This is a genomic window from Salinarimonas chemoclinalis, from assembly GCF_041514305.1.
Taxonomy (GTDB): domain Bacteria; phylum Pseudomonadota; class Alphaproteobacteria; order Rhizobiales; family Beijerinckiaceae; genus Salinarimonas; species Salinarimonas chemoclinalis.
The window spans coordinates 1-13,471 of sequence record NZ_JBGMWH010000002.1 but is presented as its reverse complement, the minus strand read 5'-3'; the positions used below and the strand labels follow the sequence as shown (position 1 = coordinate 13,471).

At 69.9% G+C, this 13,471-nt stretch carries 12 protein-coding genes and 1 tRNA gene; 2 read left to right on the top strand and 11 right to left on the bottom strand.

Annotated features, from left to right (window positions below):
- Positions 1 to 60: 60 nt before the first annotated feature.
- The 9 genes from AB9M23_RS03835 to AB9M23_RS03795 all read right to left on the bottom strand — a co-directional run bounded on the left by AB9M23_RS03835 (position 61) and on the right by AB9M23_RS03795 (position 9,271).
- Positions 61 to 2,763, bottom strand: coding sequence for a valine--tRNA ligase (locus tag AB9M23_RS03835; RefSeq protein ID WP_372422660.1), 2,703 nt, complete (start codon positions 2,761 to 2,763; stop codon positions 61 to 63).
- Between the two features lie 116 nt (positions 2,764 to 2,879).
- Complete coding sequence (locus AB9M23_RS03830) at positions 2,880 to 3,596, bottom strand: PopZ family protein (RefSeq protein WP_372422659.1); 717 nt, start codon at positions 3,594 to 3,596, stop codon at positions 2,880 to 2,882.
- Between the two features lie 115 nt (positions 3,597 to 3,711).
- Positions 3,712 to 5,112 (bottom strand): TolC family outer membrane protein, encoded by a 1,401-nt coding sequence (locus tag AB9M23_RS03825; protein ID WP_372422657.1) that lies wholly within the window; start codon positions 5,110 to 5,112, stop codon positions 3,712 to 3,714.
- A gap of 275 nt (positions 5,113 to 5,387) precedes the next feature.
- Complete coding sequence (locus AB9M23_RS03820) at positions 5,388 to 6,056, bottom strand: protein-L-isoaspartate O-methyltransferase family protein (RefSeq protein ID WP_372422656.1); 669 nt, start codon at positions 6,054 to 6,056, stop codon at positions 5,388 to 5,390.
- Positions 6,057 to 6,309: 253 nt separating this feature from the next.
- Positions 6,310 to 6,516 (bottom strand): hypothetical protein, encoded by a 207-nt coding sequence (locus AB9M23_RS03815; protein ID WP_372422654.1) that lies wholly within the window; start codon positions 6,514 to 6,516, stop codon positions 6,310 to 6,312.
- 283 nt (positions 6,517 to 6,799) lie between these two features.
- Positions 6,800 to 6,873, bottom strand: a tRNA-Cys gene (locus tag AB9M23_RS03810).
- 102 nt (positions 6,874 to 6,975) lie between these two features.
- The gene (hppD, locus tag AB9M23_RS03805) at positions 6,976 to 8,088 is read right to left on the bottom strand and encodes a 4-hydroxyphenylpyruvate dioxygenase (RefSeq protein ID WP_372422653.1); all 1,113 of its coding nucleotides are present in this window, start codon (positions 8,086 to 8,088) and stop codon (positions 6,976 to 6,978) included.
- A 41-nt stretch (positions 8,089 to 8,129) separates the two neighbouring features.
- Positions 8,130 to 8,759 (bottom strand): maleylacetoacetate isomerase, encoded by a 630-nt coding sequence (maiA, locus tag AB9M23_RS03800; protein ID WP_372422651.1) that lies wholly within the window; start codon positions 8,757 to 8,759, stop codon positions 8,130 to 8,132.
- Positions 8,756 to 9,271, bottom strand: coding sequence for a MarR family winged helix-turn-helix transcriptional regulator (locus AB9M23_RS03795; protein WP_372422649.1), 516 nt, complete (start codon positions 9,269 to 9,271; stop codon positions 8,756 to 8,758). The genes maiA and AB9M23_RS03795 overlap by 4 nt, the downstream gene beginning before the upstream one ends.
- Before the next feature lie 166 nt (positions 9,272 to 9,437).
- Here AB9M23_RS03795 and hmgA point away from each other — a divergent pair, with 166 nt between their 5' ends.
- The gene (gene hmgA, locus AB9M23_RS03790) at positions 9,438 to 10,808 is read left to right on the top strand and encodes a homogentisate 1,2-dioxygenase (RefSeq protein ID WP_372422647.1); all 1,371 of its coding nucleotides are present in this window, start codon (positions 9,438 to 9,440) and stop codon (positions 10,806 to 10,808) included.
- Between the two features lie 130 nt (positions 10,809 to 10,938).
- On the opposite strand, the gene AB9M23_RS03785 is transcribed toward hmgA, so the two are convergent.
- The gene (locus tag AB9M23_RS03785; RefSeq protein WP_372422645.1) at positions 10,939 to 12,048 is read right to left on the bottom strand and encodes a TRAP transporter substrate-binding protein; all 1,110 of its coding nucleotides are present in this window, start codon (positions 12,046 to 12,048) and stop codon (positions 10,939 to 10,941) included.
- A 65-nt stretch (positions 12,049 to 12,113) separates the two neighbouring features.
- Between AB9M23_RS03785 and AB9M23_RS03780 the strand changes: the two genes are divergently transcribed.
- Complete coding sequence (locus tag AB9M23_RS03780) at positions 12,114 to 13,121, top strand: fumarylacetoacetate hydrolase family protein (RefSeq protein ID WP_372422643.1); 1,008 nt, start codon at positions 12,114 to 12,116, stop codon at positions 13,119 to 13,121.
- A gap of 21 nt (positions 13,122 to 13,142) precedes the next feature.
- On the opposite strand, the gene AB9M23_RS03775 is transcribed toward AB9M23_RS03780, so the two are convergent.
- Positions 13,143 to 13,471, bottom strand: a 329-nt coding sequence (locus tag AB9M23_RS03775) for a hypothetical protein (RefSeq protein WP_372422642.1), incomplete at its 5' end; no start/stop codon positions are given.

The following is a 13,471-nucleotide window of genomic DNA, read 5'->3' as shown; positions in this document are numbered from 1 at the left end:
GCACGCAACGGTGCAGTGCGCGTTAACAACACCCATGCGCGGATGCGCAACCCGGATGGGTCATGCCTGCAACCGAGCGAGGGCCTCCGCCACCTTCGCCTTGCGCGCGAGCGTCTCCTCGAGCCGCTCGCGCATCTCCTCGACGACCTCCTCCTTCGCGTTGGCGAGGAAGGCGGGGTTGTCGAGCTTGGCGCTGGCCTTGGCCTCGTCCTGCGCGAGCTTGCCGTCCTCCTTGGCGAGGCGGGCGCGCTCGGCGTCGAGGTCGACGATGCCCTCGAGCGGGAGCGCCGCGCTCTCGCCCCGCACGACGAGGAGGATGCTCGCTTTGGGCGCGGCGTCGGCCGTGCCGATCTCGGAGAGGCGCGCGAGGCGCCGGATCATGTCCGACCACGCGTCCGCGCGGGCGCGCACCGCGGCCGAGGGCGCGATCAGGAGGAGCGGCACCTGCGCGCCGCCGGGAACGCCGGTCTCGGAGCGTGCCGAGCGGATCTCGGAGACGAGGTCGACCACCCAGCCGATCTCGGCCTCCGCCGCCTCGTCGCGCAGCGCCGAGAGGTCCGGCCAGGCGGCGAGCGCCAGCACGGGCTCGTCGCGCGCCGGCCCGTCCGCCCCCTTCGCCGCCCACAGCTCCTCGGTGATGAAGGGCATGAACGGGTGGAGCAGCTTGCAGACCTGGTCGACGAGGAACGCCGCGGTGGCGCGCGTCTCGTCCTTGGCGGGCCCGTCCTCGCCCTGGAGCACGGGCTTGGCGAGCTCGAGATACCAGTCGCAGAACACGTTCCAGGTGAAGCGGTAGGCGGCCGCGGCGGCGTCGTTGAAGCGATAGGCCTCGATCGCCGCCGTGACGTCGGCGAAGGCGCGGGCGCATTCGGAGAGCGCCCAGCGGTTGAGGGTCTGCGTCGCCGCCGTCGGATCGAAACCGGCGACGCGGGCGCAGCCGTTCATCTCGGCGAAGCGCGCGGCGTTCCAGATCTTGGTCGAGAAGTTGCGGTAGCCCTCGACGCGCGAGACCGCGAGCTTGATGTCGCGCCCCTGCGCCGCCATGGCGGCGAGCGTGAAGCGCAGGGCGTCCGCGCCGTACCGGTCGATGAGCGAGAGCGGGTCGATGACGTTGCCCTTCGACTTCGACATCTTGGCGCCCTTCTCGTCGCGGACGAGGGCGTGGATGTAGACCGTGTCGAAGGGCACCTCGTCCATGAAGTGCAGACCCGTCATCATCATCCGGGCGACCCAGAAGAAGATGATGTCGAAGCCGGTGACGAGGGTGTTGGTGGGGTAGTAGCGGGCGACCTCCGGCGTGGCGTCCGGCCAGCCGAGCGTGGAGAACGGCCAGAGCGCGGAGGAGAACCAGGTGTCGAGCACGTCCTCGTCGCGGGTGAGCGCGACGTCGTGGCCGTGCTTCTCGTGCGCCTGAGCCTTCGCCTCCGCCTCGTCGTAGGCGACGTAGACGCCACCTTCCTCGTCGTACCAGGCCGGGATCTGGTGACCCCACCAGAGCTGGCGCGAGACGCACCACGGCTCGATGTTCTCGAGCCATTGGAAGTAGGTCTTCTCCCAGGTCTCCGGAACGAATCGGGTGCGCCCGTCCTTCACGGCGCCGAGCGCGCGCTCGGCGAGCGGCTTCACGTTCACGAACCACTGGTCCGTGAGGTACGGCTCGACGACGACGCCGGAGCGGTCCCCGTGAGGGACCGCGTGGACGTTGGGCGTGATCTCGGCGAGGAGCCCGCGCGCCTCCATCAGCGCAACAACCCGCTCGCGCGCCTCGAAGCGGTCCAGGCCGTGGAGCGCCAGCGCCTCGGGAACCGGCGCAGCACCCGCGAGGAAGGCCTCGTTCTCCTCGAGCGACACGCGAGCCGAACGGTCGAAGATGTTGACGACCGAAAGGGAATGCCGCTTGCCTACCTCGAAATCGTTGAAATCGTGCGCCGGCGTGATCTTCACCGCGCCCGTGCCCTTGTCGGGGTCGGAGTACTCGTCGGCGACGATGGGGATGCGCCGGCCCACCAGCGGCAGGATCGCGAACTCGCCGACGAGGTCGGCGTAGCGCTCGTCCTCCGGATGGACCGCCACCGCGGTGTCGCCGAGCATGGTCTCGGGTCGCGTGGTCGCGACGGTGATGAAGCGCCCCTCCTGGCCCTCGATCGGGTAGCGGAAGTGCCAGAGGTGGCCCTTCTGCTCGACCTGCTGCACCTCGAGGTCGGAGATCGCGGTCTGGAACTTCGGGTCCCAGTTGACGAGGCGCTTGTCCTTGTAGAGCAGGCCCTGGCGGTAGAGGTCGACGAAGACCTTCAGCACCGCCTTGGACAGCCCCTCGTCCATGGTGAAGCGCTCGCGCGACCAGTCGCAGGACGCGCCGAGCCGCTTCAGCTGGTTGACGATCGCCCCGCCGCTCTCCTCCTTCCAGGCCCAGACCTGCTCGAGGAAGGCCTCGCGGCCCATCTCGCGGCGCGAGGGCCGGCCCTCCGCGGCGAGCTTGCGCTCGACGACCATCTGCGTCGCGATGCCGGCATGGTCCATGCCCGGCTGCCAGAGCACGTCGCGCCCGCGCATCCGCTCGAAGCGGCAGAGCACGTCCTGGAGCGTGTTGTTGAGCGCGTGGCCCATGTGGAGCGAGCCGGTCACGTTCGGCGGCGGGATCATGATCGTGTACGGCTTGGCGTCCGCGCGCTCCGGGCGCCCGGCGCGGAACGCGTCCGCGTCCTCCCACGTCTTGGAGATGCGCGCCTCGACGGCGGCGTGGTCGAACGTCTTGTCCATCATGAGGTCGGCCGATCGTGTCTCGAAACGAAAACGCGCCCATGGTGCGCGCCCTCGGGCCCCGGCTAGAAACCGGAGGCGGGCGCGCGAGTCAACGGGTGGCGGAGCGTGCGCGCGGGTCAGCGGCCGCGGGATACGCGCTCGATCTCGGCACGTACGAGGCGCTCGACGATGCTCGGCAGGTTATCGTCGAGCCAGTCCTTGAGCATCGGCCGCAGCATCTCCTTGACGAGATCCTCCAGCGTGCGGCCCTGGTTCGAGAGCACCGCGTGGGCGAGCATGTTGAACGAGCCGCCGACGGCGGCGTCCGTCGCCTCGGAGAGGAGCCGCTCCTGGTCGAAGGAGCGGCGCGGCGGGGGCTCCGGCATCGGCGGCGGCACGAAGGGAGCCGGCTCGTCGAAGGCCGGCTCGTCCTCCTCCTCGTCCTCCTCGAAGGCGGCGACCTCGGGCTCCGGCTCCGGCCCGGGGAGCGCGTCGAAATCGGTGTCGGCCTCGAAGGCGGCGGTGCGGAAGTCGATGTCCTCGTGCTCGAGATCGAGCGGCGACGGCTCGGGCGCCGCCTTCGCCACCGGCTCGGCGACCGCGCCGAGGTCGAGGACCTCCTCCTCTTCCTCCTCGGGTTCCGGCTCGGGATCCGGATCGTCCCCGAACATGTCGTCGACGGCGGACTGGGAATTGCCGGCGGACCCGTCGTCCTCCGGCTCGTCCGCCTCGGACTCCTCCTCCGGCTCCGCCGAGGCCGCCTGGTCGTCGGCGATGATCCGGCGGATGGAGGCGAGGATGTCCTCCATCGTCGGCTCTTCGGACTTGGCGCTCTTGGGGCTGGCCGGGCTCATGAAGCACTCACGTATCGCGATTCCACGCGCCGAGCATCGGCCGGCATGGTCAACGAAAGCTTAACGCGAGGGGGTGGCGCCGTGCAAAGCGGGTTTCGACGCCATCCACCGCGGGTCACTGGCCGGACGGGGTGCGGGTCCCGTACCAGAGGCCGTCCACCTGCTCGAAGTGCACCGATGGGTCGTAGATCTCGACGTTCAGCGCGAGCCGCGGCGGCGTCAGCCGTCCCATCGCCTGGACCACCGAATAGCCGGCGACGACACGGTCGCGCTGGGCGGTGATCAGGTTGACGCGGGCGTTGAGCAGCTCCTGCTGGGCGTTGAGCACGTCGAGCGTCGTGCGCTGGCCGACGCGGGCCTCCTCGCGCACGCCGGTGAGCGCGGTCTCGGCGGCGGACACCTGCGCCTGCGCGGCGACGATCTGCGCCGTCGAGGCCTCGTACTGCCCGAAGGCGGCGATCACCGCGGCGCGGACCTGCTCGCGCACCAGTTCAACGTCGAATCGCCGCTGCTGCGCGACCTCCTTGGCCTGGCGCACCCGCGCCGAAACCTCGCCGCCCTGGTAGAGCGGCACGTCGAGCCGCGCGACGATCTGCGCGGAGGTCGCGCTGTCGCCGGCGATGCTCGAGCTGTAGCGATGGCTCACGGAGCCCTGAACGCCCAGGCTGGGCAGCAGCTCCCCCTCGACGAGGCGCACCTGCGCCTGCGCGGCGTCGAGCGCGTGACGCGCGGCGATGATGTTGGGGTTCTCGGCGAGCGCGGTCTGCACCGCGGCGTCGATCGTGCCCGGAATGAGGTTCTGCGGCACGCTGCCCGGCTGGAGCGAGCGCGGGTCGACACCGACGATCCGGCGATAGACGGCGATGCTGGAACGCAGGTTGGCCTCGCCGAGGATCGCCTGCGAGCGCGCGGCCGCGACGCGCGCCTCGGACTGGGCGACGTCGGTGCGCGTCACCTCGCCGACGTCGAACCGGTCCTGCGTCTGGCGCAGCTGCTCGCCCAGAACGTCGAGATTGTTCGTCTGCAGGTTCAGGATCGCCGTGTCGCGCAAGACGTTCATGTAGGCCTGCACGGCCTGGAACAGCACGTCCTGGACGGAGGCCTCGAGGTTCTGGCGCGCGGCGAACACCTGGCTCTCGGCCTGGCGCACGGACGCGGCGGTGCGTCCGCCATTGTAGATCGACTGGTCGATCTGGAGCCCGATCCCCCGCGGCGTCAGTGCCGATTCGGTGCGCACGCCGCGCACGTCCCGCTCGCTCCAGCTACGGCCGATGTCGGCGCTCGCGCTGATGCGCGGGCGGTAGCCCGACAGCGCGCGGGGCACGTTCTCGTCCGTCGCGCGCACGCTCGCCCGCTCGCCGTTGATGATCGGGCTCGCGGTATAGGCCCGCGCGAGCGCGGATGCGAGCGTCTCCGCCTTCACGGTGCCGGAGGGCACGAGCGAGAGCGCGGACGACAGGCCCAGCGCGGCGGCGATCAGCGCTGCGTTCCAACGGGCGGATCTGGCGCGGGGCATCACGGGTTTCCTGAACTGGCCCGGCCCGCGCGACGGTAGGCCGTCCCGCAGGCTTTCGAGCGTCACGCAAGTGCGTCCGAGGCGCGAGCCGATTCACCGATCGTTAACCAATCGGTGAGACGATTCTCGGGGCGCGTGCGCAGAATACGGTCGCCGCCGGGTCGGGCAAGCCGAAGCGCCACGGCTTCGCCATTTCATCGCCACCCGTTGCCCCGAAGCCACGCCCGCGAGACGTCCCCGGGACCACCCTCGCCCACACCCGCCGCGTGCAGCGATCAGAAGACGAATCCCGGCTCCTTGCGGAACGGCCGCAGCAACGGTGCGGCGGCGTCGAAGATCGCGCGCGACCCGAACGTGTCGCCCGAGCGCACGAACAGGCTCGCCCGGCTCGTGCGACTGCCGTCGCCGACGATCACGCCGAGCCGCCCCCCCTCCGCCAGGCAGTCGAGCAGCGCCTGCGGACGCACCTGCGCCGCGCCGTTCACGTAGATCACGTCGAAGGGCGCGGCGCCCGGGCAGCCGCCGTCGAGGGGGCCGACCACGACCTCCACCGCCCCCGCACCGTGCTCGGCGAGGAGCGCCCGGGTGCGCTCCGCGACGGCCTCGTCCGATTCGAGGATCGTCACCTGGGCGCCGAGCCGCCCCATCACCGCCGCCTCGTAGCCGAGCGCGCCCGCGACGACGAGCGCGCGCTCGCCCGCACGCAGGTTCAAATTCTGGAGCAGCCGCCCGAAGATCATCGGCGGCAGCAGGAAGCGCCCGCCGTCCTGCGTCGGCGCCACGGGAAGGCTCTGGTCGGAATAGGCGAGCGCCTTCGCCTCGTCCGGCGCGAAGGTCTCGCGCGGGACCTCGTTCATGGCCGAGAGGATGCCGAGATCGGTGATGTCGTAGGTGCGCAGCTGGTGATCCACCATCGTACGGCGCACGCGGGAGAAGTCGATCATCGGAGCCTCTCGGATCGGGTCGGCGTCTGTCTGCGAACGTCGAGGCTTTTGGTGGATCGGCCTGGAAAAGGCAAGCGGGCGCCCGGCGGGCGCCGGCGTCTGCACGGGGAGCAGAGCCACGCCCTCGACCGGCGCCGGCGATCGGATTCGACCCACAGTACGGGACTCCTCCCTGCGGAACCCGCAGCGACGCGGGCACGACTCGAAGAGGGTGTCGCAGACGTCCGGTAAGGCCCGCAAAGCAAAGCCTAGCCTACGGCGACGAGATCCCAGCCCAGCGCTGAAGGATCGGCGCGAACGTCACGATACCGACACCGATCGTGATCAGGGCCGCAGCGATCATGATCGACCAGCTTTTCGTCGGCAGGTGGCTGACCCGCTCCTCCAGCCGTGTGAGCCGGTCTCGAACATCGCGCATATCCGTGCGCAATTCACCCACGTCGCCGCGGATGTGCTTCACCGTTGCCTCCAGCTTAGTCCCGCAACTTGCTCAATTTCGGAAACTAACCTGCGGAAAATGTAGGAGTTTTCGGGCAAGAACATCGTCCGAACGATGCTTGACTTCGAAAACTGCCACGCACGCTGCGGCGGGCGCTCGTAACAGGTCGAAAGTGTCGCTCCACCGCCTGCGAGCTGCCGAAAAATCGGCGTCCACGCACATCATGGAGCGATCCTCGCGAACATGACAAGAGACAGCCAGCCGATTGCCTTGCCGGCCGCGACAACCACGGAGAACGGACAAGTGGAGGCCTCGCCCGGAATCGAACCGGGGTGCAAGGATTTGCAGTCCTCTGCGTAACCACTCCGCCACGAGGCCCCACCCGCAGCGTCTCCGTCGCGGGCCACGTTCATATCAGCGCGGCGGGCGCGTTTGCAAGGGTCAATTCGCCCCGCTCCCCCGCCCGCGCCACGTCGAGCGTCACACCTTCTCCTTGAGCACCCCGCGGCGGATCTGGTCCTCCTCGATCGACTCGAACAGGGCCTTGAAGTTGCCCTCGCCGAAGCCGTCGTCGCCCTTGCGCTGGATGCACTCGAAGAAGATCGGGCCGATCACGGTCTTGGTGAAGCGCTGCAGCAGCACCTTGGTGAAGCCGCCCTCGAGCACGCCCTCGCCGTCGATGAGGATGCCGTCGCGCTGGAGCCGGGCCACGTCCTCGCCGTGCTTGGGCAGGCGCTTGTCGATGCGGCCGTAGTAGATCTCGTTGGGCGCGGGCATGAATTCGACGCCCTTGTCGATGAGCGTCTCGATCGTCTCGTAGAGATCGAGCGCGCCGAGCGCCACGTGCTGGATGCCCTCGCCCTTGTACTCTTTGAGATATTCTTCGATCTGGCCCGACTCGCCCGCGTCCTCGTTGATCGGGATACGGATCTTGCCGTCCGGCGAGGTCATCGCCCGCGAGTGGAGCCCGGTCATCTTGCCGGAGATGTCGAAGTAGCGGATCTGGCGGAAATTGAAGAGCCGCTCGTAGAAGCCGGCCCACTCGTTCATCCGCCCGCGGTTCACGTTGTGGGTCAGATGGTCGATGTAGTGGAGGCCCGCGCCCTGGGGATGCGGGTCGCGCTCGCCGGTCCAGACGAAGTCGACGTCGTAGATCGAGCCCTTCGCGCCGTAGCGGTCGACGAAGTAGATCTGCAGGCCGCCGATTCCCTCGATCGCCGGGATCGCGAGCTCCATCGGCCCGATCCGCGTGCGGGCCGGCTTGGCGCCGAGTTCGATCGCGCGCTCGTAGGCGTGCTTCGCGTCGACCACGCGGAAGGCCATCGCGGGCGCCGACGGCCCGTGCTCGGCTGCGAACTTCGCCGCGAAGCTCTCCGGCTCCGAGTTGAGCACGAAGTTGATGTCGCCCTGGCGGTAGAGCGTCACGTTCTTCGAGCGGTGCTTCGCCACCGCGGTGAAGCCCATGCGCCTGAACAGCGCGTCGAGCTTCTCGGGCTCGGGATGGGCGTACTCCACGAACTCGAAGCCGTCCGTGCCCATCGGGTTGTCGTCGGTGATCTGCGGCGGCGGGGCGTCGTGCGGAAAGGGACCCATGTGCATCCTCCTCGTCGTCTGGTTGTCGCGCGACGCGGGCGTCAGGCCGCGTCCGGCTGGTTCTCGGGCGCGGCCGCCGCGAAGGCGGGATGCGCGGCGCAGGCTTCGTCCACGGCGCGGATCCTCGGGAAGGCCTCGAGCGGCACCGAGAAGCGTCGTGCGTTGAAAACCTGCGGGACGATGTGGAGATCCGCCATGCCGGGCGTCTCCCCGAAGGCGTAGGGCCCCGGCGCGAGCAGCCGCTCGATCGCCGCGAAGCCCTCCGTGATCCAATGCGCGTACCAGGCGTCGACGGCGGCCTGGTCGGCGCCGAGCCGCTCCTTCAGCCAGCCGAGCGTCGCGAGGTTGTTGAGCGGATGGATGTCGCAGGCGACGATCGCGCATACGGCGCGCACCCGCGCCCGCTCGAGCGCGTCCTCCGGCAGGAGCGGCGGCCGCGGCCAGCGCTCCTCGATCCATTCCAGGATCGCGGGCGACTGGATCAGGAACGCGCCCTCGTCCGTCTCGAGCGCGGGCACCCGCCCCTGCGGATGCCGCGCGCGCCAGGCCTCGGTGCGGTGTTCGCCCTTCAGGAGATGGACCGTCGCGTGCTCGTAGGGAACGCCCTTGAGGTTGAGCGCGATCCGAACGCGGTAGGCGGCGGAGGAGCGGAAATAGCCGTGGAGCTTCATCGCGCGACCTCCGAGGCGTCGGCGGGGTCGAGGTCGGGCGCGAGGCTGCGCATGCGCGCGTCGAGCCGGTCGATGAGCCCGAACAGCGTCTCGCGCTCGGCATCCGTCAGCCCGGTGAACACCGCACGCTCGAAGGCGAGCGCCTCGGGCGCCACCGCCTCGTAGATGCCCCTGCCCTCCCGCGTCAGCGCGAGCAGCTCCTCGCGCATGTCCTCGACGTTCGGCCGCCGCTCGACGATGCCGCGCTCGGCGAGCGCGGCGACCGCGCGGGAGACGGTGGACTTGTGCATCACCGCATGCGCCGCGATGTCGCGCGCCGTGCGCGTCTCGAACTGGCCGAGTGTCGCGACGATGCGCCATTGCGGGATCGTGATGCCGAAGCGCTCGGCATAGATCCGCGCCAGCGCGTTGGACACCGTCGTCGCGATGACGTTGAGGCGATAGGGCAGGAAGCGCTCGAGCGCCAGCGGCGCCGCGTGCGGCGGGGCGTCCGTGGGAGCGTTCGCTGGCATGTCCGCGAGGGTTTCGGGTTGGGGGGATGTCCGCATCGTTGACAGAAATCGGTTGCTGGTGCAACCATTATGACCATCGCGGCCATCTTGGCAAGGGCAGCATCCGAGCGTGGCGGCTCGCGCGTCGCAAATCGCGCCGGGCGCCCGCGCCGCACGGGAGACATCCATGACCGTCCACCAGACCACCGGCTTCACCAGCCCCGACCTCCAGGGGCGCGAGACCGCGATCGTGCCGAACTACATGTCCGGCTTCGGCAACTCCTTCGAGACCGAGGCGCTCGAGGGCGCGCTGCCGGTGGGCATGAACTCGCCGCAGAAGATCAACTACGGCCTCTACGCCGAGCAGCTCTCGGGCTCGCCCTTCACGGCGCCGCAGGCGACGAACCAGCGCTCCTGGCTCTACCGGATCCGTCCCTCGGTGAAGCACTCCCACCGCTACGCGCGGGTCGACCGCGGCTTCATGCGCACCGGGCCGTGCCGCGAGGACACCGACCTCGCCATCGGCCAGATGCGCTGGAACCCGGTGGCGATCCCCGACGAGGCGCTCACCTTCGTCACCGGCCTGCGGACCGTGACCACGGCGGGCGATTCGGACACGCAGGTGGGGATGGCCGCCCACCTCGCCTTCGTGACGCGCTCGATGGGCAACGAGTATTTCTTCAACGCCGACGGGGAGTACCTCGTCGTGGCGCAGGAAGGCAGCCTGCGCTTTCGCACCGAGTTCGGCGTCATCGAGTTCGGCCCGGGCGAAATCTGCGTCGTCCCGCGCGGCGTGATCTTCAAGGTCGAGCTCGTGGACGGACCGGCGCGCGCCTACGTCTGCGAGAACTACGGCGGCCAGTTCACGCTCCCCGACCGCGGGCCGATCGGCGCCAACTGCCTCGCCAACCCGCGCGACTTCCTCACGCCGGTGGCGGCGTGGGAGGACGTCGAGGAGGAGAGCTTCCTCTACGTGAAATGGGGCGGCGACCTGTTCATGACCAAGATCGAGCAGTCCCCGCTCGACGTGGTCGCCTGGCACGGCAACTACGCGCCCTACAAGTACGACCTGCGCCGCTTCGCGCCGGTGGGGGCGCTCCTGTTCGACCACCCGGATCCGTCGATCTTCACGGTTCTCACCGCGCCGACCGAGACGCCCGGCTCGGCCAACATCGACTTCGTCATCTTCCCCGACCGCTGGATGGTGGCGGAGAACACGTTCCGCCCGCCGTGGTACCATCGCAACCTGATGAGCGAGTTCATGGGCCTCGTCTACGGCGTCTACGACGCCAAGCCCGAGGGCTTCGTCCCCGGCGGCTTCTCGCTGCACAACCAGATGCTGCCCCACGGGCCGGACATGCAGGCCTTCGAGCACGCCTCCAACGTCGACCTCGGGCCCACCAAGCTCGCCGGCACCATGGCCTTCATGTTCGAGACCCGCTTTCCGCAGCGGGTGACCGCCTGGGCGGCGGGGCTGCCGGAGCTGCAGGAGAGCTACATCGACTGCTGGCAGGGCCTTAAGAAGCACTTCGACCCGACGCGGCGCGAGCCGAAGTGACTCGAGCGGTACGCATCGCCCGATGTGTCCCACCGCCGCGCCTCGCTCCTGCCGCGACCGCGATGTCGGCTCTCCCCCCTCCCTCGTGGAGAGGGGGGAGTCGGTCGGCGCGTGCCGGGAGCGGATCGCCTCAGCCCCGCCCGCGGGTGCGCGCCATGAAGTTGTCGAAGGCGAGCTCGTTCACGGGCCACCAGAGCAGCGCGTCGTCGCGGTAGGCGCGGTAGCTGTCCCACGAGCGCTTGAACGCCTCGTTGGTGGCCGCCGTCTCGTCGTAATAGGCGTTCGCCGCCGTGAGCGCGGCCTCCATGACGTCCTGCGGGAAGTAGCGCAGCTCGGCGCCCTTCGACACCAGCTCCTTGAGCGCCCCCGGGTTCACGAAGTCGTACTTGGCGAGCATCCAGTTGTTGGCGGCTTCCGAGGCGTGGCGCAGGATCGCCTGGTAGTGCGCCGGCAGCGCGTTCCAGGCCTCGAGGTTGATGGCGGCGTGCAGCATCGCCCCGCCCTCCCAGAAGCCCGGCGCGTAGTAGTACTTCGCCACCTGGTGGAAGCCGAGCTTGAGGTCGTCGTAGGGGCCGACGAACTCCACCGCGTCGATGGTGCCGCGCTCGAGCGCGGAGTAGATGTCGCCCGGCGCGATCTGCTGGGGCACCACGCCGAGGCGCGCCATGACCTGCCCGCCGATCCCGCCGATGCGGAACTTGAGGCCCTCGAGATCGGCGACCGCGTTGATCTCCTTGCGGAAGAAGCCGCCCATCTGCGCGCCCGAGTTGCCGCAGGCGAGGGAGATCGCGTTCATCGACGCGAGCACCTCGTTGATCAGGCTCTCGCCGCCGCCGAAGTGCCACCAGGAATGCTGCTGGCGGGCGTTGAGCCCGAAGGGCACGCCGGTGGCGAAGCCGAGCGCCGGCTCGCGGCCGAAGTAGAAGTACAGCGGCGTGTGCCCGGCCTCGATGGTGCCGTTCGAGACGGCGTCGAGCACCTGCAGGCCGCCGACGATGTCGCCGGGCTTGAAGGTCTGGATGGTGAAATTCCCGTCCGTCGCTTCCGAGACGTAGCGCGCGAACGTCTCCATCGTGCCATAGATGGTGTCGAGCGAGTTCGGGAAGCTCGACTGCATGCGCCAGGTCACCGCCGGCTGGGACAGCGCGATCGCCGGGGCGGCGATCGTGGTCGCGGCGGCGGCGCCGGCGCCGAGCCCGGCGGTCTTGAGGAACGCTCTCCTGTTGGGATCGGTGGTCATGGGCGGGTCCTTCTCCGGTCGTTTCCCCTGATGGTCAGACAAGCACGAAAGGTGCGCGCTACGCCATGAAATTAGCCTCTCTCAAGCACGGCCGCGACGGCCGCCTCGTGGTCGTCTCGCGCGACCTCACGCACGCCACGGACGCCTTCCCGGTGGTCGCGACGCTCCAGGCCGCGCTCGACGACTGGGCGCGCGTGGCGCCGCGGCTCGCGGACCTCGCCGAGAGCCTCGAGCACGGGGCCGTCCCCTCCTTCCGCTTCCACGAGCACGACTGCGCCTCCCCGCTGCCGCGGGCCTATCAATGGGCGGACGGATCGGCCTACGTGAATCACGTGGAGCTGGTGCGCAGGGCGCGCGGGGCCGAGATGCCGGAGAGCTTCTGGACCGACCCGCTGATGTACCAGGGCGGCTCGGACGCCTTCCTCGGCCCGCGCGACCCGATACGCATGGCGGACGAGGCCTTCGGCATCGACTTCGAGGCGGAGATCGCGGTGGTCGTCGGCGACGTGCCCATGGGCGCGACGCCCGAGGTGGCGGCGGGCGCGATCCGGCTGGTGATGCTCGTCAACGACGTCTCCCTGCGCAACCTCATCCCGGGCGAGCTCGCCAAGGGCTTCGGCTTCTTCCAGGCCAAGCCCTCCTCCGCCTTCTCGCCGGTGGCGCTGACGCCCGACGAACTCGGCGCGACCTGGGACGGCGGCAAGGTCTCGCTTCCGCTGCTCAGCTACGTCAACGGCAAGACCTTCGGCCGCCCGAACGCCGGAGTCGACATGACCTTCGACTTCCCCCGCCTGATCGCCCACGCCGCGCGCACGCGACCCCTGTCGGCCGGCACGATCATCGGCTCGGGCACGGTCTCGAACCGGGACGAGGGCGGCGGCCCCGGCCGGCCGGTCCCCGAGGGCGGGCTCGGCTATTCCTGCATCGCCGAGATCCGCATGGTGGAGACCATCGCGTCGGGCGAGGCGCGCACGCCGTTCCTGAAGTTCGGCGACATGGTGCGCATCGAGATGAAGGACGAGGCCGGCCACTCGCTGTTCGGCGCGATCGAGCAGGTGGTCGAGACGGCGTGAGCGCGCCCGCGACCGGCGGCCCTACGCGGGCCGCCGGCGGGACTGGACGCGATAGATCCGGGTCCGGGCCGGCGTGCCCTCCCCCGTGCCGAAGGCGCGGTCGAGACGGGTCGCGGCCACGGCCGCCGGGTCCTCTCCCGCGGCCTCGCCGACCAGGGCGCCGGCCGGGGTCGCGAGCGTCTCCGTGCGCAGGTCGTGCTCCACGGTCCGCCGATCCGTGAGCGCGTCGTCACGCAGGAACAGCGTCGCCGAGACGAGGACACCGTCGGCGACGAGCCGTGCCGCTTCCTCGGCGAGACGACCGAGGACGTGGGCGGCCGGCGGGGCTCCCTCCGGCAGGCGCAGCGCGA

Coding starts and splice junctions, on each gene's coding strand:
- AB9M23_RS03825 (WP_372422657.1), bottom strand. CDS start 5,112: ATGCCCCGCGCCAGATCCGCCCGTTGGAACGCAGCGCTGATCGCCGCC.
- AB9M23_RS03820 (WP_372422656.1), bottom strand. CDS start 6,056: ATGATCGACTTCTCCCGCGTGCGCCGTACGATGGTGGATCACCAGCTG.
- AB9M23_RS03835 (WP_372422660.1), bottom strand. CDS start 2,763: ATGATGGACAAGACGTTCGACCACGCCGCCGTCGAGGCGCGCATCTCC.
- AB9M23_RS03780 (WP_372422643.1), top strand. CDS start 12,114: ATGAAATTAGCCTCTCTCAAGCACGGCCGCGACGGCCGCCTCGTGGTC.
- maiA (WP_372422651.1), bottom strand. CDS start 8,759: ATGAAGCTCCACGGCTATTTCCGCTCCTCCGCCGCCTACCGCGTTCGG.
- AB9M23_RS03795 (WP_372422649.1), bottom strand. CDS start 9,271: ATGCCAGCGAACGCTCCCACGGACGCCCCGCCGCACGCGGCGCCGCTG.
- AB9M23_RS03785 (WP_372422645.1), bottom strand. CDS start 12,048: ATGACCACCGATCCCAACAGGAGAGCGTTCCTCAAGACCGCCGGGCTC.
- hmgA (WP_372422647.1), top strand. CDS start 9,438: ATGACCGTCCACCAGACCACCGGCTTCACCAGCCCCGACCTCCAGGGG.
- hppD (WP_372422653.1), bottom strand. CDS start 8,088: ATGGGTCCCTTTCCGCACGACGCCCCGCCGCCGCAGATCACCGACGAC.
- AB9M23_RS03830 (WP_372422659.1), bottom strand. CDS start 3,596: ATGAGCCCGGCCAGCCCCAAGAGCGCCAAGTCCGAAGAGCCGACGATG.